Source organism: Pseudomonas sp. GW456-L13, assembly GCF_017350115.1.
Taxonomy (GTDB): Bacteria; Pseudomonadota; Gammaproteobacteria; order Pseudomonadales; family Pseudomonadaceae; genus Aquipseudomonas; species Aquipseudomonas jessenii.
Map to the genome: position 1 here is coordinate 2,464,801 of NZ_JACNAS010000001.1, position 18,684 is coordinate 2,483,484.

The 18,684-nt window shown below is 59.6% G+C and carries 16 protein-coding genes; 8 read left to right on the forward strand and 8 right to left on the reverse strand.

Annotated elements, in window-relative coordinates; all coding sequences use genetic code 11:
- Positions 1-6: 6 nt before the first annotated feature.
- The 3 genes from dnaJ to grpE form a co-directional block, all read right to left on the reverse strand.
- Positions 7-1,131: a molecular chaperone DnaJ gene (gene dnaJ / locus J4D25_RS11205; RefSeq protein ID WP_057716482.1), complete on the reverse strand. Its 1,125-nt coding sequence runs from the start codon at positions 1,129-1,131 to the stop codon at positions 7-9.
- Between the two features lie 295 nt (positions 1,132-1,426).
- The gene (gene dnaK, locus J4D25_RS11210; protein ID WP_057716483.1) at positions 1,427-3,343 is read right to left on the reverse strand and encodes a molecular chaperone DnaK; all 1,917 of its coding nucleotides are present in this window, start codon (positions 3,341-3,343) and stop codon (positions 1,427-1,429) included.
- Positions 3,344-3,445: 102 nt separating this feature from the next.
- Positions 3,446-4,012 (reverse strand): nucleotide exchange factor GrpE, encoded by a 567-nt coding sequence (gene grpE / locus J4D25_RS11215; RefSeq protein WP_015093431.1) that lies wholly within the window; start codon positions 4,010-4,012, stop codon positions 3,446-3,448.
- A 240-nt stretch (positions 4,013-4,252) separates the two neighbouring features.
- On the opposite strand from grpE, the gene recN reads away from it, so the two are divergent.
- On the forward strand, positions 4,253-5,926 hold the full coding sequence (gene recN / locus J4D25_RS11220; RefSeq protein ID WP_057716484.1) for a DNA repair protein RecN: 1,674 nt from the start codon (positions 4,253-4,255) through the stop codon (positions 5,924-5,926).
- Between the two features lie 76 nt (positions 5,927-6,002).
- Here recN and fur read toward each other — a convergent pair whose 3' ends face one another.
- Positions 6,003-6,407 carry a ferric iron uptake transcriptional regulator gene (gene fur, locus J4D25_RS11225; RefSeq protein ID WP_003197684.1) on the reverse strand — a complete coding sequence of 135 codons (405 nt, stop codon included), beginning with the start codon at positions 6,405-6,407 and terminating at the stop codon, positions 6,003-6,005.
- Between the two features lie 97 nt (positions 6,408-6,504).
- On the opposite strand from fur, the gene J4D25_RS11230 reads away from it, so the two are divergent.
- Positions 6,505-7,032 carry an outer membrane protein assembly factor BamE gene (locus J4D25_RS11230; protein WP_057716485.1) on the forward strand — a complete coding sequence of 176 codons (528 nt, stop codon included), beginning with the start codon at positions 6,505-6,507 and terminating at the stop codon, positions 7,030-7,032.
- Between the two features lie 61 nt (positions 7,033-7,093).
- Here J4D25_RS11230 and J4D25_RS11235 read toward each other — a convergent pair whose 3' ends face one another.
- The 3 genes from J4D25_RS11235 to J4D25_RS11245 are packed head-to-tail and all read right to left on the reverse strand — an operon-like array spanning position 7,094 to position 9,246.
- Positions 7,094-7,408 (reverse strand): RnfH family protein, encoded by a 315-nt coding sequence (locus J4D25_RS11235; protein ID WP_057716486.1) that lies wholly within the window; start codon positions 7,406-7,408, stop codon positions 7,094-7,096.
- A complete protein-coding gene (locus tag J4D25_RS11240; protein WP_057716487.1) occupies positions 7,401-7,835 on the reverse strand; it encodes a type II toxin-antitoxin system RatA family toxin in 435 nt (144 codons plus the stop codon). Before J4D25_RS11240 ends, J4D25_RS11235 begins: the two co-directional genes overlap by 8 nt.
- Before the next feature lie 7 nt (positions 7,836-7,842).
- Positions 7,843-9,246 carry a sodium-dependent transporter gene (locus tag J4D25_RS11245; RefSeq protein WP_057716488.1) on the reverse strand — a complete coding sequence of 468 codons (1,404 nt, stop codon included), beginning with the start codon at positions 9,244-9,246 and terminating at the stop codon, positions 7,843-7,845.
- A 118-nt stretch (positions 9,247-9,364) separates the two neighbouring features.
- On the opposite strand from J4D25_RS11245, the gene smpB reads away from it, so the two are divergent.
- Positions 9,365-9,847: an SsrA-binding protein SmpB gene (gene smpB, locus J4D25_RS11250; protein ID WP_008057382.1), complete on the forward strand. Its 483-nt coding sequence runs from the start codon at positions 9,365-9,367 to the stop codon at positions 9,845-9,847.
- A gap of 115 nt (positions 9,848-9,962) precedes the next feature.
- Here smpB and J4D25_RS11255 read toward each other — a convergent pair whose 3' ends face one another.
- Complete coding sequence (locus J4D25_RS11255) at positions 9,963-10,730, reverse strand: GntR family transcriptional regulator (RefSeq protein ID WP_057716489.1); 768 nt, start codon at positions 10,728-10,730, stop codon at positions 9,963-9,965.
- A gap of 261 nt (positions 10,731-10,991) precedes the next feature.
- Between J4D25_RS11255 and J4D25_RS11260 the strand changes: the two genes are divergently transcribed.
- The 5 genes from J4D25_RS11260 to J4D25_RS11280 all read left to right on the forward strand — a co-directional run bounded on the left by J4D25_RS11260 (position 10,992) and on the right by J4D25_RS11280 (position 18,590).
- Positions 10,992-12,686 carry a lactate permease LctP family transporter gene (locus tag J4D25_RS11260; RefSeq protein ID WP_057716490.1) on the forward strand — a complete coding sequence of 565 codons (1,695 nt, stop codon included), beginning with the start codon at positions 10,992-10,994 and terminating at the stop codon, positions 12,684-12,686.
- Between the two features lie 150 nt (positions 12,687-12,836).
- Complete coding sequence (locus J4D25_RS11265; RefSeq protein ID WP_057716491.1) at positions 12,837-13,661, forward strand: (Fe-S)-binding protein; 825 nt, start codon at positions 12,837-12,839, stop codon at positions 13,659-13,661.
- Positions 13,658-15,115 (forward strand): LutB/LldF family L-lactate oxidation iron-sulfur protein, encoded by a 1,458-nt coding sequence (locus tag J4D25_RS11270; protein ID WP_057716492.1) that lies wholly within the window; start codon positions 13,658-13,660, stop codon positions 15,113-15,115. Before J4D25_RS11265 ends, J4D25_RS11270 begins: the two co-directional genes overlap by 4 nt.
- Positions 15,112-15,783 carry a lactate utilization protein gene (locus tag J4D25_RS11275; protein WP_057716493.1) on the forward strand — a complete coding sequence of 224 codons (672 nt, stop codon included), beginning with the start codon at positions 15,112-15,114 and terminating at the stop codon, positions 15,781-15,783. The genes J4D25_RS11270 and J4D25_RS11275 overlap by 4 nt, the downstream gene beginning before the upstream one ends.
- Positions 15,780-18,590: an FAD-binding and (Fe-S)-binding domain-containing protein gene (locus J4D25_RS11280; RefSeq protein ID WP_057716494.1), complete on the forward strand. Its 2,811-nt coding sequence runs from the start codon at positions 15,780-15,782 to the stop codon at positions 18,588-18,590. Before J4D25_RS11275 ends, J4D25_RS11280 begins: the two co-directional genes overlap by 4 nt.
- Positions 18,591-18,684: the final 94 nt, after the last annotated feature.

An 18,684-nucleotide genomic window follows, 5' to 3' on the forward strand; every position in this document is an offset into this window, starting at 1 on the left:
GTCTCCTTACAAATCGCCGAAGAAACGCTTCACGCCTTCGAACCAACCGGTAGTTTTTGGTGAATGGCTGTTGTCATCCGCCAGCGAACTACGGAATTCCTCGAGCATTTCACGCTGGCGACGGCTCAGGTTGACCGGAGTCTCGACCGCCACGCGGCACATCAAGTCGCCAGCACCACCGCCACGCACTGGCGCGACACCCTTGCCACGCACTCGGAACTGCTTGCCGGTCTGGGTCCCCTCAGGGATCTTCAGCTTGACCCGGCCATCAAGGGTCGGAATCTCCAGCTCGCCACCCAGCGCCGCATCGACGAAGCTGATCGGCACTTCGCAGAACAGGTGCTTGCCATCGCGCTGGAAAATCGAGTGCTCGCGTACATTGATCACCACGTACAGGTCGCCAGTCGGGCCACCCTGGGCACCCGCCTCGCCTTCGCCGGACAGACGAATGCGATCACCGGTATCGACACCGGCCGGCACCTTCACCGAGAGGGTCTTGTACTCTTCGACACGACCTTCGCCGTGGCAGGAATCGCACGGATCGGAAATGATCTTGCCCTGGCCATGGCAGCGCGGGCAGGTCTGCTGCACCGAGAAGAAACCTTGCTGCATGCGCACCTGGCCGATACCGCCGCAAGTCGGGCAGGTCACCGGCGCAGAACCTTTCTTGGCGCCGGAGCCGTCGCAAGGCTTGCAGTTGACCAGCGTCGGAACGCGGATATTCACGGTCGTACCGCGCACCGCCTCTTCGAGATCCAGCTCCAGGGTGTAGCGCAAGTCACTGCCGCGCTGAGCACCGCCACGGGAACCGCCGCGACCGCCACCGAAGAAGTCACTGAAGACATCACCAAAGATATCGGAGAAGTTCTGACCGCCGAACCCGGCACCGCCGCCGCCCATGCTCGGGTCGACACCGGCATGGCCGTACTGATCGTACGCCGCGCGCTTGCTGGAATCGGACAGCACTTCGTAGGCCTCGTTGGCCTCCTTGAACATCTCTTCCGACGCCTTGTCATCGGGATTACGGTCCGGGTGGTGCTTCATCGCCAGGCGACGGTAAGCCTTCTTCAGGTCCGCTTCGCTTGAGCCACGCTCAACACCCAACACTTCGTAATAGTCACGCTTTGCCATAAGTCTTTGCACTCTTGAGGACGTCCGACAAAACCCTCCTGAGTTTGCCGAACTCGTTGAGCCCCAATACAGGCCCGGACCCAACTCACGTCAATTCAACGATCCTGGTCTTTGATTCTTGCGGTACTTGCGGCACGAAAAGCAGGAGCATTTCCGGCCATACCACCAGCACGTGAACGTTGTCGCATGCTGTAAAAATTCGCGTATTCCAGATACGCCAACGCGGGAGCAAGCTCCCGCGCGGCGACATCCTACCAGTCACCACCTAAAGGCAGTCAACCGGCCGACCAACAACTTACTTGTGGTCTTTGACTTCTTCGAACTCGGCGTCGACAACGTCGTCAGCCTTTTCTGCCTTGTCGTCGTGCGGTGCCGCGCCTTCAGCAGGCTGAGCCTGTTCGGCGTACATCTTCTGCGCCACTGGAGCGGAGACTTTCGACAGTTCTTCAACCTTGGCGTCGATAGCAGCCTTGTCGTCGCCTTTAACGGCGGCTTCCAGGGCAACTACGGCAGCTTCGATTGCAGTCTTCTCTTCAGCGGTCACTTTATCGCCGGCGTCGGAGACCATTTTGCGAGTCGAGTGAACCAGTGCATCACCCTGGTTACGGGCAGCGGCCAGCTCTTCGAACTTGCGATCTTCCTCGGCGTTAGCCTCGGCATCACGCACCATGCGCTCGATTTCTTCGTCGGACAGACCGGAGTTGGCCTTGATCACGATCGACTGAGTCTTGCCGGTAGCCTTGTCCTTCGCACCTACGTGCAGGATGCCGTTGGCGTCGATGTCGAAGGTCACTTCGATCTGCGGCACGCCACGTGGAGCTGGTGGAATGTCGGCCAGGTCGAACTTGCCCAGGGACTTGTTCTGTGCGGCTTGCTTACGCTCGCCTTGCAGCACGTGAATGGTCACGGCGCCCTGGTTGTCGTCGGCAGTCGAGAACACTTGCGATTTCTTGGTAGGAATCGTGGTGTTTTTCTCGATCAGCGCGGTCATCACGCCACCCATGGTTTCGATACCCAGGGTCAGCGGGCTGACGTCGAGCAGCAGAACGTCTTTCACGTCACCGGCCAGTACCGCACCCTGGATGGCAGCACCCATGGCAACCGCTTCGTCCGGGTTGACGTCTTTACGAGCTTCTTTACCGAAGAACTCGGTTACCAGCTTCTGAACCAGTGGCATACGGGTCTGACCGCCCACCAGGATCACGTCGTTGATCGCGCCAACGTCGATACCGGCATCTTTCATTGCGATGCGGCAAGGTTCGATGGTGCGCTGAACCAGGTCTTCCACCAGCGCTTCGAGCTTGGCGCGGGAGATCTTCACGTTCAAGTGCTTAGGACCGGTGGCGTCTGCAGTGATGTACGGCAGGTTCACGTCGGTCGACTGGCTCGAGGACAGTTCGATCTTGGCTTTTTCAGCAGCTTCTTTCAGGCGCTGCATGGCCAGCGGGTCGCCCTTGAGGTTCATGCCGCTTTCTTTCTTGAATTCGTCGACGAGGTAGTCGATCAGACGAATGTCAAAGTCTTCACCGCCCAGGAACGTGTCACCGTTGGTGGCCAGTACTTCGAACTGGTGCTCGCCATCGACTTCAGCGATCTCGATCACGGAAACGTCGAAAGTACCGCCGCCCAGGTCGTAAACGATCACGGTGTGATCGCCCTTGGCCTTGTCCATGCCGTAAGCCAGAGCAGCTGCGGTTGGTTCGTTGATGATACGTTTTACGTCCAGGCCAGCGATGCGGCCGGCGTCTTTGGTCGCCTGGCGCTGGCTGTCGTTGAAGTAGGCCGGAACGGTGATCACCGCTTCAGTCACGGTCTCGCCGAGATAGTCTTCGGCGGTCTTCTTCATCTTCTTAAGGATTTCAGCCGAGATTTGTGGCGGTGCCATTTTCTGGCCGTTCACTTCAACCCAGGCGTCGCTGTTGTCAGCCTTGACGATCTTGTAAGGGACCATCTGAATGTCTTTCTGCACGACTTCTTCGTCGAAACGACGACCGATCAGACGCTTCACCGCGTACAGGGTGTTGTGCGGATTGGTCACGGCCTGACGCTTGGCCGACTGGCCAACCAGGATTTCGCCATCGTTGGCGTAAGCGATGATCGACGGCGTGGTACGCGCGCCTTCAGCGTTTTCAATAACTTTTGCCTTGCCGTTTTCCAGCACGGAGACGCAGGAGTTGGTAGTCCCCAGGTCGATACCGATAATTTTGCCCATGTTCACTCTCCCGAAACTTTGGATTTGGTTGCCGCAGCAGTGGTGGCTAACTGCGGTAGCACTTAAACGCTTGACTTATAAATGGGGGCCTTGCGGCGGATTTCAAGCCTGCTCGTCAATCGAAGGCGAAACCGGCGCAGGCGCCTTGCTGACCACGACCATCGCCGGGCGCAACAGGCGACCATTGAGCTGATAGCCCTTCTGGAACACCTTCAGAACGCTGTTCGGCTCGACATCTGCGCTTTCCTGCATGGCCATTGCCTGATGCTGAACGGCGTTGAACGGTTCGCCATGCGGATCGATCGCTTCAAGCTGATAACGCTTGAGAGTGTCGTGGAACATTTTCAGGGTCAGCTCGATGCCTTCGCGCATCGGACGGATGCTTTCGTCGTCCGGGCTGGACAGTTCCAGGCCACGCTCCAGGCTGTCGACGATCGGCAGCAGGTCGCCGGCGAATTTTTCCAGCGCGAACTTGTGAGCCTTCTCCACATCCTGCTCGGCGCGACGGCGGACGTTCTGCAGATCGGCGGCTACACGCAAAGCCTGATCCTGAGCGCCTGCCAGTTGCTCTTCGAGCACTTGTACACGAGCCGCCAGGTCATCACCCGAAGCCTCGGGCGCCTGGTTGGCGTCTGGGTTTTGCGTATCCACTGTCTGTTCGTCAGCCATAGATTTCTCCTTTCAATTTCGTCCGCGAGCTCAACTCGCGCGTCTGCCCAGCTATATGGGGCCGCAAAATCCGGCTTCAAGGGGGGCCGACGATTAACCCTACAAAAAACAACTGCTTTGTCATTCCCGGTCGCGATAAGGCTTTCGTCGGTCCGAGCGAATCGAGCTAACGAGGGGCATTGTCAGCCCGAAACAAAACACTGTATAAATAACCAGACCTAACACCTGGGAGCGGCCCATATGCTGGTGCACCTGTCCGTACACAACTACGCCATCGTTGAACATCTCGATCTCGAACTCGATCGCGGGATGAGCGTGATCACCGGAGAAACCGGCGCGGGCAAGTCGATCATGCTCGACGCGCTGGGCCTTACCCTGGGTGATCGCGCCGACAGCGGCGTGGTCCGCCCCGGCGCCGACAAGGCCGATATCCTGGCCACCTTCGATCTGGTCGACATTCCGGAAGCCAGCGCCTGGCTGGCCGAACGCGACCTCGAAAACGACGGCCCGTGCATCCTGCGCCGGGTCATCACATCCGAAGGACGTTCGCGCGGCTACATCAACGGCACGCCCTGCCCGCTTGGCGACCTCAAGGCGCTGGGCGAGCTGCTGATCGACATTCACAGCCAGCACGAACACCAATCCCTGCTCAAGACCGATACTCACCGCCGCCTGCTCGATGAATATGCCGGCGCGACCGACCTTGCCCGTCAGGTTCAGCTCGCCGCCCAGCGTTGGCGCCAGACCCGCCAGGAACTGGAGCGACTCTCCAACTCCGGCGATGAGCAACGCGCTCGCCATCAGTTGCTCAGCTATCAACTCGAAGAACTGGAGAACCTTGGCCTTGGCGACAACGAGCTGGAGCAGCTTGAGCAGGAACACAAGAACCTGACCAACGCAGAGACCTTGCTCGGGATCTGCCGGCAAGTCGTCGAGCAATGCAGTGAAAGTGATTCCGGGAATGTACTGAACGCCCTGACCGCCAGCCTCAACCGCCTGTCGAGCGTGAACAGCTCGATCGGTGCGCTGGGCGAAGCCAGCAGCCTGTTGACCAGTGCACAGATCCAGGTTGAAGAGGCCGTGGGTGAACTGAACCGCTTCCTCGACAACTTCGACGCCGATCCATCGCGCCTTCAATACCTTGAAGAGCGCCTCGACGCGATCTACACCCTGGCGCGCAAACACCGCATCCAGCCGACCGAAGTTGCCGAGATGCAGCAGAAACTGCTGGATGAAATCGAAACCCTCAACGCCAACGACGAATCAATCGAGCGACTGAGCGATGAGCTGTCTTCATACGCTCGCCATTATCAGGAAAAGGCTCGCGAACTGAGCGACCTGCGCCATCAAGCCTCGAGTAGCCTGGCCAGCGCCGTGGAACAGGAGATCCAGCGCCTGGGCATGCCTGGCGGGCGTTTCACCATCGAGTTGCGCCCAAACAGTAGCGACGAACTGCTGCCTAACGGACTTGAACAGGTTGAACTACTGGTCAGCGCCAACCCGGGCCAACCATTGAAAGCCTTGGCAAAAGTTGCATCCGGAGGCGAGCTGTCACGGATCAGCCTGGCGATCCAGGTGATCACCGCGCAGACATCTCGCGTTCCCACTCTGGTGTTCGACGAAGTGGACGTTGGTATCGGTGGTCCGACTGCAGAAATCGTCGGCCAGCTGTTGCGTCGCCTCGGCGAGCGCGGGCAGGTACTGACCGTGACCCACTTGCCGCAAGTGGCAGCGCAAGGCCATCAACATCTATTTGTGCATAAAGTGCGCGGCGAAGATGCCACCCGCACGGCCGTTTCCAGATTGAGCAAAAACGACCGCGTCGAAGAAGTCGCACGGATGCTGGGCGGCATCGACCTCACCAAGGAATCCCTGGCGCATGCCAAAAAAATGGTGGTGGCCGCAAAAGCCTGAATAAAGGCAGAAAGCACGAAGGCGACCCTGGGGTCGCCTTCGTTCGTTTCGCGAACTGAATGTTCGCGCGACATGCTTACTTTTTCTTGCGCACGTACAGCACCAGATTGTGATCAACCATCTCGAAGCCATACTTGTCGACGATTGCTTTCTGAAGCCGCTCGATTTCTTCGTCGAAGAATTCGATCACTTCGCTGGTTTCGACGTTGACCATATGGTCGTGATGCTTTCCGTCGTCCAGTTCGAAGACCGCATGGCCTCCGTCGAAGTTGTGCCGCACCACAAGGCCAGCTGCCTCGAACTGGGTCAGAACACGGTAAACCGTGGCCAGACCGACGTCCTCACCAGCCTCCATAAGGGCCTTGTAGACATCCTCGGCACTCATGTGGCGCTGCTCGGCGGAATCGAGCATTTGCAGAATTTTGACCCGTGGCAGGGTCACTTTGAGGCCGGCTTTGCGTAGTTCGCTATTTTCAACCATGGTCAGCTTTCTCGCGATGCTGCTTCGCAGCTTCTCTTAATGCGGGTATGATCGGCGTTTACGTTGTCCCAGCCAAGATAGTGGAAGTCGCCCACCGATGCAAAACACCAAGCTCTTGCTAACCAGTTTCACCTTTGTGGGACTGCTCGCACTCGCCGGTTGTTCATTCCCCGGGGTTTACAAAATCGACATCCAGCAGGGCAATGTCGTCACGCAGGACATGATAGACCAGTTACGCCCGGGAATGACCCGTAAGCAAGTACGGTTTATCATGGGCAACCCTCTGCTGACTGACACGTTCCATGCCGATCGCTGGGATTATCTGTACAGCCTGCAACCGGGTGGCGGTGAACGCCAACAGGAACGCATTAGCGTTATCTTCAACCCAAATGATCAGCTTGTCAGCCTCTCTGGTGATTTCATGCCAGGCGTGAGCCGTGACGAAGCCATTCTCGGCAAGGACAGCGGCACGACAGTGGCTGCCCCGGCAGAAAACGTCGAGAAGCCAAAACCGGAAAAACCGGTCAAGCCAGGTTCGTTGCTGGATCAGATCCAGAAGGACGTCGACGGCGTAGAAACCGTTCCGGTCCCGACGCCGGAGCCACTGGACACCTCGCCGCAATAATTTGCGACGCAATAAAAAGCCCGGCATGCCCGGGCTTTTTATTGTCTGGCGTTCAAGCCACTCACTGATTCCGCGCTTTGGCCTCGGCAGCTTTCGCCGCGCGCAGTCGGCGCACCTCTTTCGGATCGGCCAGCAACGGGCGGTAAATCTCGATGCGATCCCCGGCCTGGACTACCCGACTCCCCGGGTCAGCGACCACCTTGCCGAAGATCCCCACAGGGCAATGGGTCAGATCCAGCTCCGGAAACTCTTCAGCCACGGCCGACCTGAGCAAGGCCGCCCGCACGGTCGTTCCGACAGGTACTGCCACTGTCAGCAGCACCTGACGGTCTACGGCCGCGTAGACCACCTCGACTTCAATCATGACCTCAACCATGTATCTGCTTGGCGCGCTGGCAGAACGCATCCACCAAAGTGTTGGCCGCCTGATTGAACAGCGGCCCCAAAGTGGCGCGAACCAGCGGCCCGGCATAATCGAATGACAGATCGAGGCTGATCTTGCAGGCTTTGTCGGTCAGCGCCTTGAATACCCAGATGCCATGCAATTGGGTGAAAGGGCCCTCTTCGAGGTTCATTTCGATCGACTGCCCCGGAATCAACGTGTTGCGCGTCACGAAATGCTGACTGAGGCCACCCTTCGCCACGCCGACACTCGCCCGCATATGCTCAGGTGAGCTCTCCAGGACTTCGGCGGACGAGCACCACGGCAGAAACTCCGGATAGCGCGCCACGTCGTTGACCAGGTCATACAGCGCTTGCGCCGGGTACGGCAGCAAGGCCGAACGTGAAATGTGTGTCGTCATGTCAGCGTCACTTCCACAGCTGGGCGGCAAACACTACGAGAATGCCGATGGGCGCCACATAGCGCATCAAGAACAAGGACAGGCCAAACAGCGCAGGGTTACGGATCGACAACTCGTCACGCACCGCTTCACGCCCCATGATCCAGCCCGCAAACACCACGAAACACAAACCGCCAAGCGGCAGCATGAGTCGCGAGGTGAAGAAATCGATCACACCAAAGAAGTCGAGGCCTCCGGCCGCTCCCCATTGGTAGAGGTGGAACATCCCGCCTTCGTTCACGAAGAACTTGGCCTCCTTCCAGATATTGAAGGAGAACACCGTACCCAGGCCGACAAACCAGCAGCTGAACGCCAGCCAGAAGGTGACCCAGGCACGACTCACTTTAGTGCGCTCGACCAGGTAGGCCACCATCGGTTCCAGCAGGGAAATCGCCGAACTCCAGGCAGCGACCGCCACCAGCACGAAGAACACAACACCCATCAATTGCCCGAACGCTACGTTACCGAAGGCAAACGGCAGGCTGACGAACATCAGCCCCGGCCCTTCGCTCGGATTCAGGCCCGCCGCGAAAACAATCGGAAACAACGCCAGGCCGGCCACCAGGGAAACGAAGGTGTCGAGCAGCGCCACGCCGACAACCGTCCCTGAAATCGATGAGTTCTTCGGCATGTACGCACCGTAGATCATGATCGAGCCAACGCCCACGCTCAGGGAAAAGAACGCATGCCCCATCGCGGGCAACAAGCCGTCCATGACCTTTTCCGGGTGGAAGTCGAACATGAAATGCACGCCTTCCATGAAATGACCGGTGGTCATGCTGTAGCCCAGCAGCACGAGGATCATCACGAACAACAACGGCATCATGATGCGCAAACTGCGTTCAAGCCCGGCAACCACGCCCTTGGCGATCACCACCGCTGACAACAGCATGAAAATCGTGTGCCAAAGTGTCAGGCGCCAGGGATCGGCGATCACATTGCCGAAGTAAGCCCCCACTTGATCAGGCGTCGCGCCCTGGAAGTCGCCACGCCCCATGTCGATGATGTAGTCCAGCGACCAGCCGCCAACCACACTGTAGAACGACAGGATCAGCAATGCCGTGATCATCCCGGCAAACGCGCCCCAGGACCATTTGGCCGAGTGCCCCGCCTCGACCGCCAGCATCTTCAAGGCATTGGCCGGACTCTGCCGGGCACGCCGGCCGATCAGGGTTTCCGCCAGCATGACCGGCACGCCGATCAATGCGATACAGGCCAGGAACATCAGCACGAAGGCGCCGCCGCCATAGACGCCGACCATGTACGGGAATTTCCAGATACTACCCAGCCCCACGGCCGAACCGGTCGCGGCGAGTATGAAGACCCAGCGGCTAGCCCAACTGCCGTGGACAGAAACCTTGTCTGTCGACATCGTTATCACGCCCAAGCGTTCAAAAAAGAGGCCGCATTGTCCGGGATTCAATCAACCTGCTCAAGCACGTAGCAACACCGTAGCCGACTCGCGTGCAACTCCCTATAATGCCGCCCCTATGGCTAAACAGAAGAAACACCCAACAGGGACCATCGCGCAAAACAAAAAGGCGCGACACGATTACTTCATCGAACATCGTTTCGAGGCTGGTCTGGTCCTGGCCGGCTGGGAAGTAAAAAGTCTGCGGGCAAGCAAGCTGCAGCTGGTTGACAGCTACGTACTGCTCAAGGATGGCGAAGCCTGGCTGCTCGGCAGCCACATTACGCCCCTGACGACCGCCAGTACCCACGTCATTGCCGATCCGGTGCGCACCCGTAAATTGCTGCTCAACCGGCGCGAGCTGGAAAAGCTGGCCGCGGCCGTGCAGCAAAAGGGTTATGCCTGCGTGTGCCTGTCCTGGTACTGGAGCAAGCACATGGTCAAGTGCGAGATCGCTCTGGGCAAGGGCAAGAAGGAGTACGACAAGCGCGATACCGAGCGCGAACGCGACGCTGGTCGCGAGTTGCAGCGTGCGGTGCGCAACAAGGGCAAGGAAGACTGACTCTTTCGCCTTGAGGCCCCTTCGCGGGCAAGCCCGCTCCCACAGGGTTTCGGTGTACCTGTGGGAGCGAGCTTGCCCGCGAAAGCAACCTCACAAACGATATGGAACCGACTGGCTACATCCCCTTGCGCCGTTCCGCCCGGGCCACGCGCTGCACTTCCTGACGCACCTCCTCCAGTACCTCCTGCACATACAGAATGTGTCGGCTGGAAACTTCCCGCGCCTGCTCCGCCCGCCCTTCGATAATCGCCTGATACAACTCTCGATGCTGCGTGATCAGCATGTCGCGGGTTTCAGTGCGCTGCTTGTACATGCCACCTATGTTCGTCACCACGTTGCGCTTGAGCAGGTCGAACAGCCCGCGAATGGTGTGAAGCAGCACAGCATTGTGGCTGGCCTCGGCGATCGCCAGGTGAAAGCTTGCGTCCGCCGCACCCTCTTCGGCACGACTCACCTCTTCGTGACGCGAATAGCAGTCCTGTAATTCGTTGAATGCTGCGGTCAGTCGCTCGCGATCCACATCAGTGGCACGCAACGCCGCGTAGTAGGCGCAAGACGCTTCCAGCGTATGCCGAAACTCCAGCAGATCGCGCTGTGCCTCGGGGTTGCTTTCCAGCAAGTGCAACAAGGGATCACTGAAGGTGCTACCCAGCGACTCCACCACATAGTTGCCGCCGCCCTGGCGACTGACCAGCAGGCCTTTGGCGGTCAGCTTCTGAATGGCTTCGCGCAATGAAGGGCGTGACACGCCAAATTGTTCGGCCAACGCACGTTCGGCCGGCAAGCGCTCACCCGCTTTCAGCGTGCCCTCGAGGATCATGCCCTCAAGCTGCTCGACAATATCGTCAGACAAACGGCGCTGACGAATCTGATCAAACCCCATAACTCGATTACTCCACGATCCGACGGCTCGCCGGGGCTCTATTCTGGCCTATCGGCGCCGCGCCAGCACCTGCCACAACGCATTTGGTCTTACCAGGCAGGCGACCTGCGGACTTTGCATTCGACAAAAGTTTTAGGGCGGCAAATTGACACACCGCCTACAAGGCTTTTACCCTAGCCAACAGCGATTGTAAATTGGTCTTACCAATTATCCAAGAACGCTGATCAGTGCCTGACCAACAACAATTAGGGGCCACCCCATATGCAAACCTGGCAACAGCTCTATACCCCGCTTGGCAGCCTCGGCTTGTCCGCACTCGCCGCCGTCATCCCCATCGTATTTTTCTTCCTGGCTTTGGCCGTGTTCCGCCTCAAAGGACATGTGGCCGGCAGCATCACCCTGGCCTTGTCGATCCTGGTGGCGATCTTCGCCTTCCAGATGCCGGTCGATATGGCGTTCGCCGCCGCCGGGTATGGCTTCGCTTATGGCCTGTGGCCGATCGCTTGGATCATCGTGGCAGCGGTGTTCCTCTACAAACTGACGGTCAAGAGCGGGCAGTTTGAAGTCATCCGCAGTTCGGTTCTGTCGATCACCGATGACCAGCGCCTGCAGGTTCTGCTGATCGGTTTCTGCTTCGGCGCCTTCCTCGAAGGTGCAGCCGGTTTTGGCGCACCCGTGGCGATTACCGCTGCGCTGCTGGTAGGTCTTGGCTTCAACCCGCTGTACGCCGCCGGCCTGTGCCTGATCGCCAACACCGCGCCGGTGGCCTTCGGCGCCCTGGGCATTCCGATCATCGTTGCCGGGCAAGTGACCGGTATCGACGCGTTCAAGATCGGCGCCATGACCGGCCGCCAACTGCCGCTGCTGTCGCTGTTCGTGCCGTTCTGGCTGGTGTTCATGATGGACGGCCTGCGCGGCGTGCGGGAAACGTGGCCGGCAGCGCTGGTGGCCGGCTTGAGCTTTGCCGTCACCCAGTACTTCACCTCGAACTTCATCGGCCCGGAACTGCCGGACATCACCTCGGCCCTGGCCAGCCTGATTTCCCTGACCCTGTTCCTGAAAGTCTGGCAACCAAAACGCGCCGCCGGCCAACACATCGTCGGCGCTGTCTCGGCCTCAGTGGTAAGCGCCAGCGTCGGTGGTTTCGGTCAGAAGCGCACCACCGTGGCTTCGCCCTACAGCCTTGGGGAAATCTTCAAGGCATGGTCGCCGTTCCTGATCCTGACCGTACTGGTCACCATCTGGACCCTGAAGCCGTTCAAGGCGATGTTCGCCGCCGGCGGTTCGATGTACAGCTTCGTATTCAACTTCGCCATCCCGCACCTGGACCAGATGGTGATCAAGGTCGCACCGATCGTAGTCGCGCCAACCGCCCTTCCGGCAGTGTTCAAACTGGACCCGATTTCCGCCACCGGCACGGCGATTTTCTTCTCGGCGCTGATCTCGATGCTGGTGCTGAAGATCAATATCAAAACTGGTCTGACCACTTTTAAAGAGACCTTCTACGAACTGCGCTGGCCGATCCTGTCCATCGGCATGGTGCTGGCGTTTGCCTTCGTCACCAACTACTCGGGCATGTCTTCGACCATGGCCCTGGTGTTGGCTGGCACCGGTGCAGCGTTCCCGTTCTTCTCGCCGTTCCTCGGCTGGCTGGGCGTATTCCTCACTGGCTCCGATACCTCGTCCAACGCCCTGTTCAGTTCGCTGCAAGCGACCACTGCGCACCAGATCGGCGTCAACGACACCTTGCTGGTGGCGGCGAACACCAGTGGTGGCGTGACCGGCAAGATGATCTCGCCACAATCGATCGCCGTGGCTTGTGCCGCGACCGGCCTGGTGGGCAAAGAATCGGATCTGTTCCGCTTCACCCTCAAGCACAGCCTATTCTTTGCAACGATTGTCGGCTTGATCACGTTGGCCCAGGCCTACTGGTTCACCGGCATGCTGGTGCACTAAGGACTACAGGCAACACGATAAAAACCGACGCCGGGCCACGCCCCCGGCGTCCGCTATTCACACCCCGGTCTGTAAGGCTGCTGAAAGCTACCGGCTCTATATTCAGCAGCCTCAACAGACGAATAACCGGGACCACCCGGAGACCGCCTGATGAGCGAGCTTTTTTACAACGCCGTGCCGAATGCGACCCGTGTCGCCCCGCCACTGCCCGAGCCTCGGCAATACCCCAGCGAGAAACCGTCACGGGTCTACCTGTTCGGGACCTGCGTGGTCGATTTGTTCTACCCGGAAGCCGGGATGGATGCGATTCACCTGCTGGAGCGTGAAGGCATTCGTGTCGAATACCCGCAAGGGCAAAGCTGCTGCGGCCAACCGGCCTACACCTCGGGTTACACCGAGCAGGCACGGACCGTGGCGCGCTCGCAACTGGCGCTGTTTGCCGGCGACTATCCGGTGGTGGTGCCCTCAGGCTCTTGCGCGGGCATGCTGCGCGAACATTACGCCGACTTGTTCAAGGACGAGCCGGACACGTTGAAACAGGTCCAGGCCCTGGCGGCCAGAACCTACGAGCTGGCCGAGTTCCTGTTGTTTGTCTGCAAGGTGCAGCTCAAGGACGGCGGCGAGCCCGTAAAAGTGGCGCTGCACACCTCGTGCTCGGCACGCCGTGAAATGAACACCCACCTGCACGGCCGCGAGTTGTTGGCGCAGTTGAGCAATGTGGAGCGGGTCAACCACGATCACGAAAGTGAATGCTGTGGCTTTGGTGGGACATTCAGCGTCCGTATGCCAGACATTTCCGGCGCGATGGTGGCTGACAAGACCCGGGCGCTGAAGGAGTCCGGCGCGCACAAGGTATTGAGTGCCGACTGCGGCTGTTTGATGAACATCAACGGCTCGCTGGAAAAACAGCAGGAAGCATTGCGCGGTCAGCATCTGGCCAGCTTCCTCTGGCAGCGAACCGGAGGTGTGAAATGAGCACCTCGACGATTATTCCTACGGTTGCCGTAGAAGAAGATTTCCGCACCCGCGCCCACAACGCACTGGGTGACCCGCAATTGCGAAGCAACTTTCGCAAGGCGATGGATTCACTGATGACCAAACGGGCAGCCGCTTTCAGCGATGCCCATGAAAGAGAACACTTGCGCGCACTGGGCAATGCAATCCGTGCCCGCGCGCTCTCCAAGTTGCCCGACCTGCTCGAGCAACTGGAACAGAACCTGACCCGCAACGGTGTGACAGTGCACTGGGCGGAAACGGTGGACGAGGCCAATGGCATCGTCCTCTCGATCATCCGCGCTCACGAGGGGCGGCAAGTGATCAAGGGCAAATCGATGGTCAGCGAAGAGATGGAGATGAACCATGTCCTCGCTGAACAGGGCATTGAATGCCTGGAATCGGACATGGGCGAGTACATCGTCCAGCTCGACCACGAGAAGCCTTCACACATAATCATGCCGGCAATCCACAAGAACGCCGGTCAGGTCGCGTCCTTGTTCCACGACAAACTTGGCGTGGAATACACCAAGGACGTAGACCAACTCATTCAGATCGGCCGCAGAGTCCTGCGGCAGAAATTCTTTGAAGCGGACATCGGCGTCTCCGGTGTCAACTTCGCCGTGGCCGAAACCGGCACCCTGCTGCTGGTGGAAAACGAAGGCAACGGTCGCATGACCACCACGGTGCCACCCGTGCACATCGCCGTCACCGGTATCGAAAAAGTCGTGGAAAACCTGCGTGATGTGGTGCCGTTGCTGTCACTGCTGACCCGTTCAGCCTTGGGCATTCCGATCACCACCTACGTCAACATGATCTCCGGCCCGCGCAAGGAACATGAACTCGACGGCCCGCAGGAAGTGCACCTCGTACTGCTCGATAACGGCCGCAGCCAGGCCTTTGCCGACAGCGAATTGCGCCAGACCCTGAACTGCATTCGCTGTGGCGCCTGTATGAATCATTGCCCGGTGTACACCCGAATCGGCGGCCATGCCTATGGGGAGGTTTACCCCGGGCCTATCGGAAAAATCATCACCCCGCACATGGTCGGCCTGGCGAAAGTCCCGGATCACCCGAGCGCCTCGTCGCTGTGCGGTGCCTGCGGTGAAGTGTGTCCGGTGAAAATCCCGATCCCTGCTTTGCTGCGGCGCCTGCGGGAAGAAAACGTCAAGGCCCCGGACAGCCCCCATCAAGTGATGCGCGGCCAGGGCAGCAAGTATTCGCGCAAGGAGCGGTTCATCTGGAACGCCTGGGCCAAGCTCAACAGTTCGCCGACGCTCTATCGCCTGTTCGGTTTCTTTGCCACCCGTTTGCGCGCCCTTACGCCGAGCAATGTCGGCCCGTGGACGCAAAACCACAGCGCACCGAAACCCGCTGCCCGCTCATTGCATGACATGGCCCGCGAGCACTTGGCCAAACAGGGAGAACGCCGATGAGCGCCAAACAAAATATCCTCGCCAAACTGCGTAAAAGCCTGACAGGCACCACGCCAGTGGCCGACAACTTCGATGTCGATCTGGTGACCCAGCCTTACACCTACGCGCCAGAGCAGCGCATTGCGCAGCTGCGCAAATTGATGGAAGCGGTGCACACGGAAATTCATCTGACGTCCGGCCAAGAGTGGCCGACGCTACTCGCGCAGTTGCTGCAGGACCGCCAGTTGCCAAGCCTGCTGATCGCACCGACAACGCCCCACGGTCAACGGATCACGCAGCACTGGGCGAATAATCCCGGCCTGCCAATGCTGAAAGCCTACGACCGCCCGATTGAAGAATGGAAAGCCGAGCTGTTCAACGACACCCCGGCGAGCATCACTGGAACCCTCGGTGCCATCGCTGCCACGGGCAGCCTTATTCTCTGGCCGACCCGGGAAGAACCGCGCCTGATGAGCCTGGCGCCACCGGTGCATTTCGCCCTGCTCAAGGCCAGTGAAATCCGCGACAACTTCTATCAGGTGCAACAGGAATTCGAATGGGCCCAGGGCATGCCGACTAACGCACTGCTGGTGTCCGGCCCGTCGAAGACCGCCGACATCGAGCAAGTGCTGGCGTACGGCGCCCACGGTCCGAAAGACCTGGTGGTGCTGATCCTGGAGGACCTATGAGTCTACCGGCCGCTTTCCTGCGTGATGCACAGCAACTGATTCCCCAAGAGCGACGTTTCGACGACCCGCTGTCGACCCTGGCCTTCGGCACCGACGCCAGCTTCTATCGTTTGATTCCGCAACTGGTGATCCGCGTCGAGTCCGAAGACGAAGTGGTGGCACTGCTGCAACTGGCGCAACGGGATCAGGTGCCGGTGACTTTCCGCGCCGCCGGTACCAGTCTGTCCGGACAAGCCATCAGCGACTCGGTGCTGATCGTGCTGGGGGATAACTGGAACGGTCGCGAGATCCGCGGCCAAGGCACGCAAATCCGCCTGCAACCGGGGGTGATCGGCGCCCAGGCCAACGCCTGGCTGGCACCGTTCGGACGCAAGATCGGTCCGGACCCGGCCTCGATCAATGCCTGCAAGATCGGCGGGATCGTCGCCAACAATGCCAGCGGCATGTGCTGCGGCACCGCGCAAAACACCTATCACACCCTGGCCGGCATTCGTCTGGTGCTGGCCGATGGCAGTCGTCTCGACACCGAGGATGCCGCCAGCGTCACGGCGTTTCGCCAAAGCCACGCCGCGCTGCTGGAACGCTTGGCGATCCTGGGCCGCGAGACCCGCGCAAATACCGAGCTGGCTGCGAAAATTCGCCACAAATACCGCCTGAAAAATACCACCGGCCTGTCGCTCAATGCACTGGTGGATTTCGACGAGCCTGTGGATATCTTGAGCCACTTGCTGGTCGGCTCCGAAGGCACGCTCGGGTTCATCAGTGCCGTGACCTACGACACGGTGATCGACCATCCGAATAAAGCCTCGGCCCTGATTGTGTTCCCGGATGTCGAGACCTGCTGCAATGCGGTCACCGTGTTGAAAAGCCAACCGGTGTCGGCCGTGGAACTGCTGGACCGGCGCAGCCTGCGCTCGGTACAGAACAAACCCGGCATGCCCGCTTTCGTACAACATCTGTCGAACAATGCCTGCGCCTTGCTGATCGAATCCCGCGCCGCGTCGTCCACTTTGCTGCACGAGCAACTGGCGCAGATCATGGCGTCGCTCAAGGCGTTCCCGGTAGAAAAGCAGGTCGACTTCACCGAAGACCCGCAAGAAAACGCCCGGCTCTGGGCCATCCGCAAGGACACCTTCCCCGCCGTCGGCGCCGTGCGCAAGACCGGCACCACGGTGATCATCGAAGACGTCACCTTCCCGGTCGAACAACTGGCCATCGGCGTCAACCGCCTGATCGAACTGTTCGACAAACATCACTACGACGAAGCGATCCTTTTCGGACACGCCCTGGAAGGCAATCTGCACTTCGTCTTCACCCAAGGCTTCAACAGCCCGGAAGAAGTCGCACGCTATCAGGCGTTCATGGACGACGTGGCGCAACTGGTGGCGGTGGAGTTCGGTGGTTCGCTGAAGGCTGAACACGGCACCGGACGCAACATGGCGCCGTTCGTTGAACTGGAATGGGGCAGCGATGCCTACCAGTTGATGTGGCAGCTCAAACGATTGCTCGACCCCAATGGCATTCTCAACCCGGACGTGGTGCTCAGCGAAGATCCACAGATCCACCTCAAGCACCTCAAGCCCTTGCCCGCTGCTGACGAGATTGTGGACAAGTGCATCGAATGCGGCTTCTGCGAACCGGTCTGCCCGTCAAAAGGCCTGACCCTGAGCCCGCGTCAGCGCATCGTGATCTGGCGCGACATTCAGGCGAAGAAACGCGCGGGCATCGATACGTCCGAACTCGAAGCCGCCTACGACTATCAAGGCATCGATACCTGCGCCGCCACCGGCCTGTGCGCACAACGTTGCCCTGTAGGCATCAATACCGGCGAGCTGGTGAAAAAGCTGCGCAGCCGGAAGGCGACACATACGAAAACCGCTAACTGGCTTGAAGGACATTTCGCCACGGCACTGCAAGGTGCACGCTTCACCCTGCACGTGGCCAATGGTGCGCGGATGTTGCTGGGGGCACCGAGATTGGCGAAGTTGTCGGCGACGTTGACGCGCCTGTCCAAGGGTCAAGTCCCGCAATGGACCAACGCCATGCCTCAGCCTGAACGGCCGATTCGCTTCAGCCCGACGGTGACGGACGCGCGCCCGCGCGTGGTCTATCTGGCGGCCTGTGTATCCCGCGCCATGGGCCCGGCAGTGGGCGATACGGAGCAAATGTCGCTGCACGACAAGACCCGAGGCCTGCTGGAAAAGGCCGGCTACCAGGTAGTGTTCCCGGACAACCTCGACAACCTGTGCTGCGGCCAGCCATTCGCCTCCAAAGGCTACGCCGAGCAAGCCGAGCACAAACGACAGGAACTGATCGGCGCCCTGCTCCACGCCAGCCGTGGCGGGCTCGACCCGATCTACTGCGACACCAGCCCCTGCACCTTGCGCCTGGTTCAAGACCTCGGGGAAGTCCGCCTGGACCTGTACGACCCGGTGCGTTTCATCCGCACACACCTGATGGATCGCCTGGACTTCACGCCACAGGAGGCGCCGATCGCCGTGCACGTGACCTGCAGCACTCAGCACCTCGGCGAAAGTCAGGCGTTGATCGACCTGGCGCGCAAGTGCAGCAAAAACGTGGTCATTCCCGAAGGTATTCACTGCTGCGGCTTTGCCGGCGACAAGGGCTTCACCACGCCGGAGCTGAACGCCCATTCGCTGCGCACGCTCAAGGATGCGGTGCAGCAGTGCAGCGAGGGGATTTCCACCAGCCGTACCTGCGAGATCGGTCTGACGCAACATGGCGGCATTGACTACCACGGACTAGTCTATCTGGTGGACCGCGTTACCCAGGCTAGGGTGCCCTGATAGCAGGATCTAAAGGAAGGTGCATAAAGGTGCCCTTCGTTAACGCTTCTTGTCGGAATCGACAGTTCTACAGCAGAAAAAAGAACCCTGATGT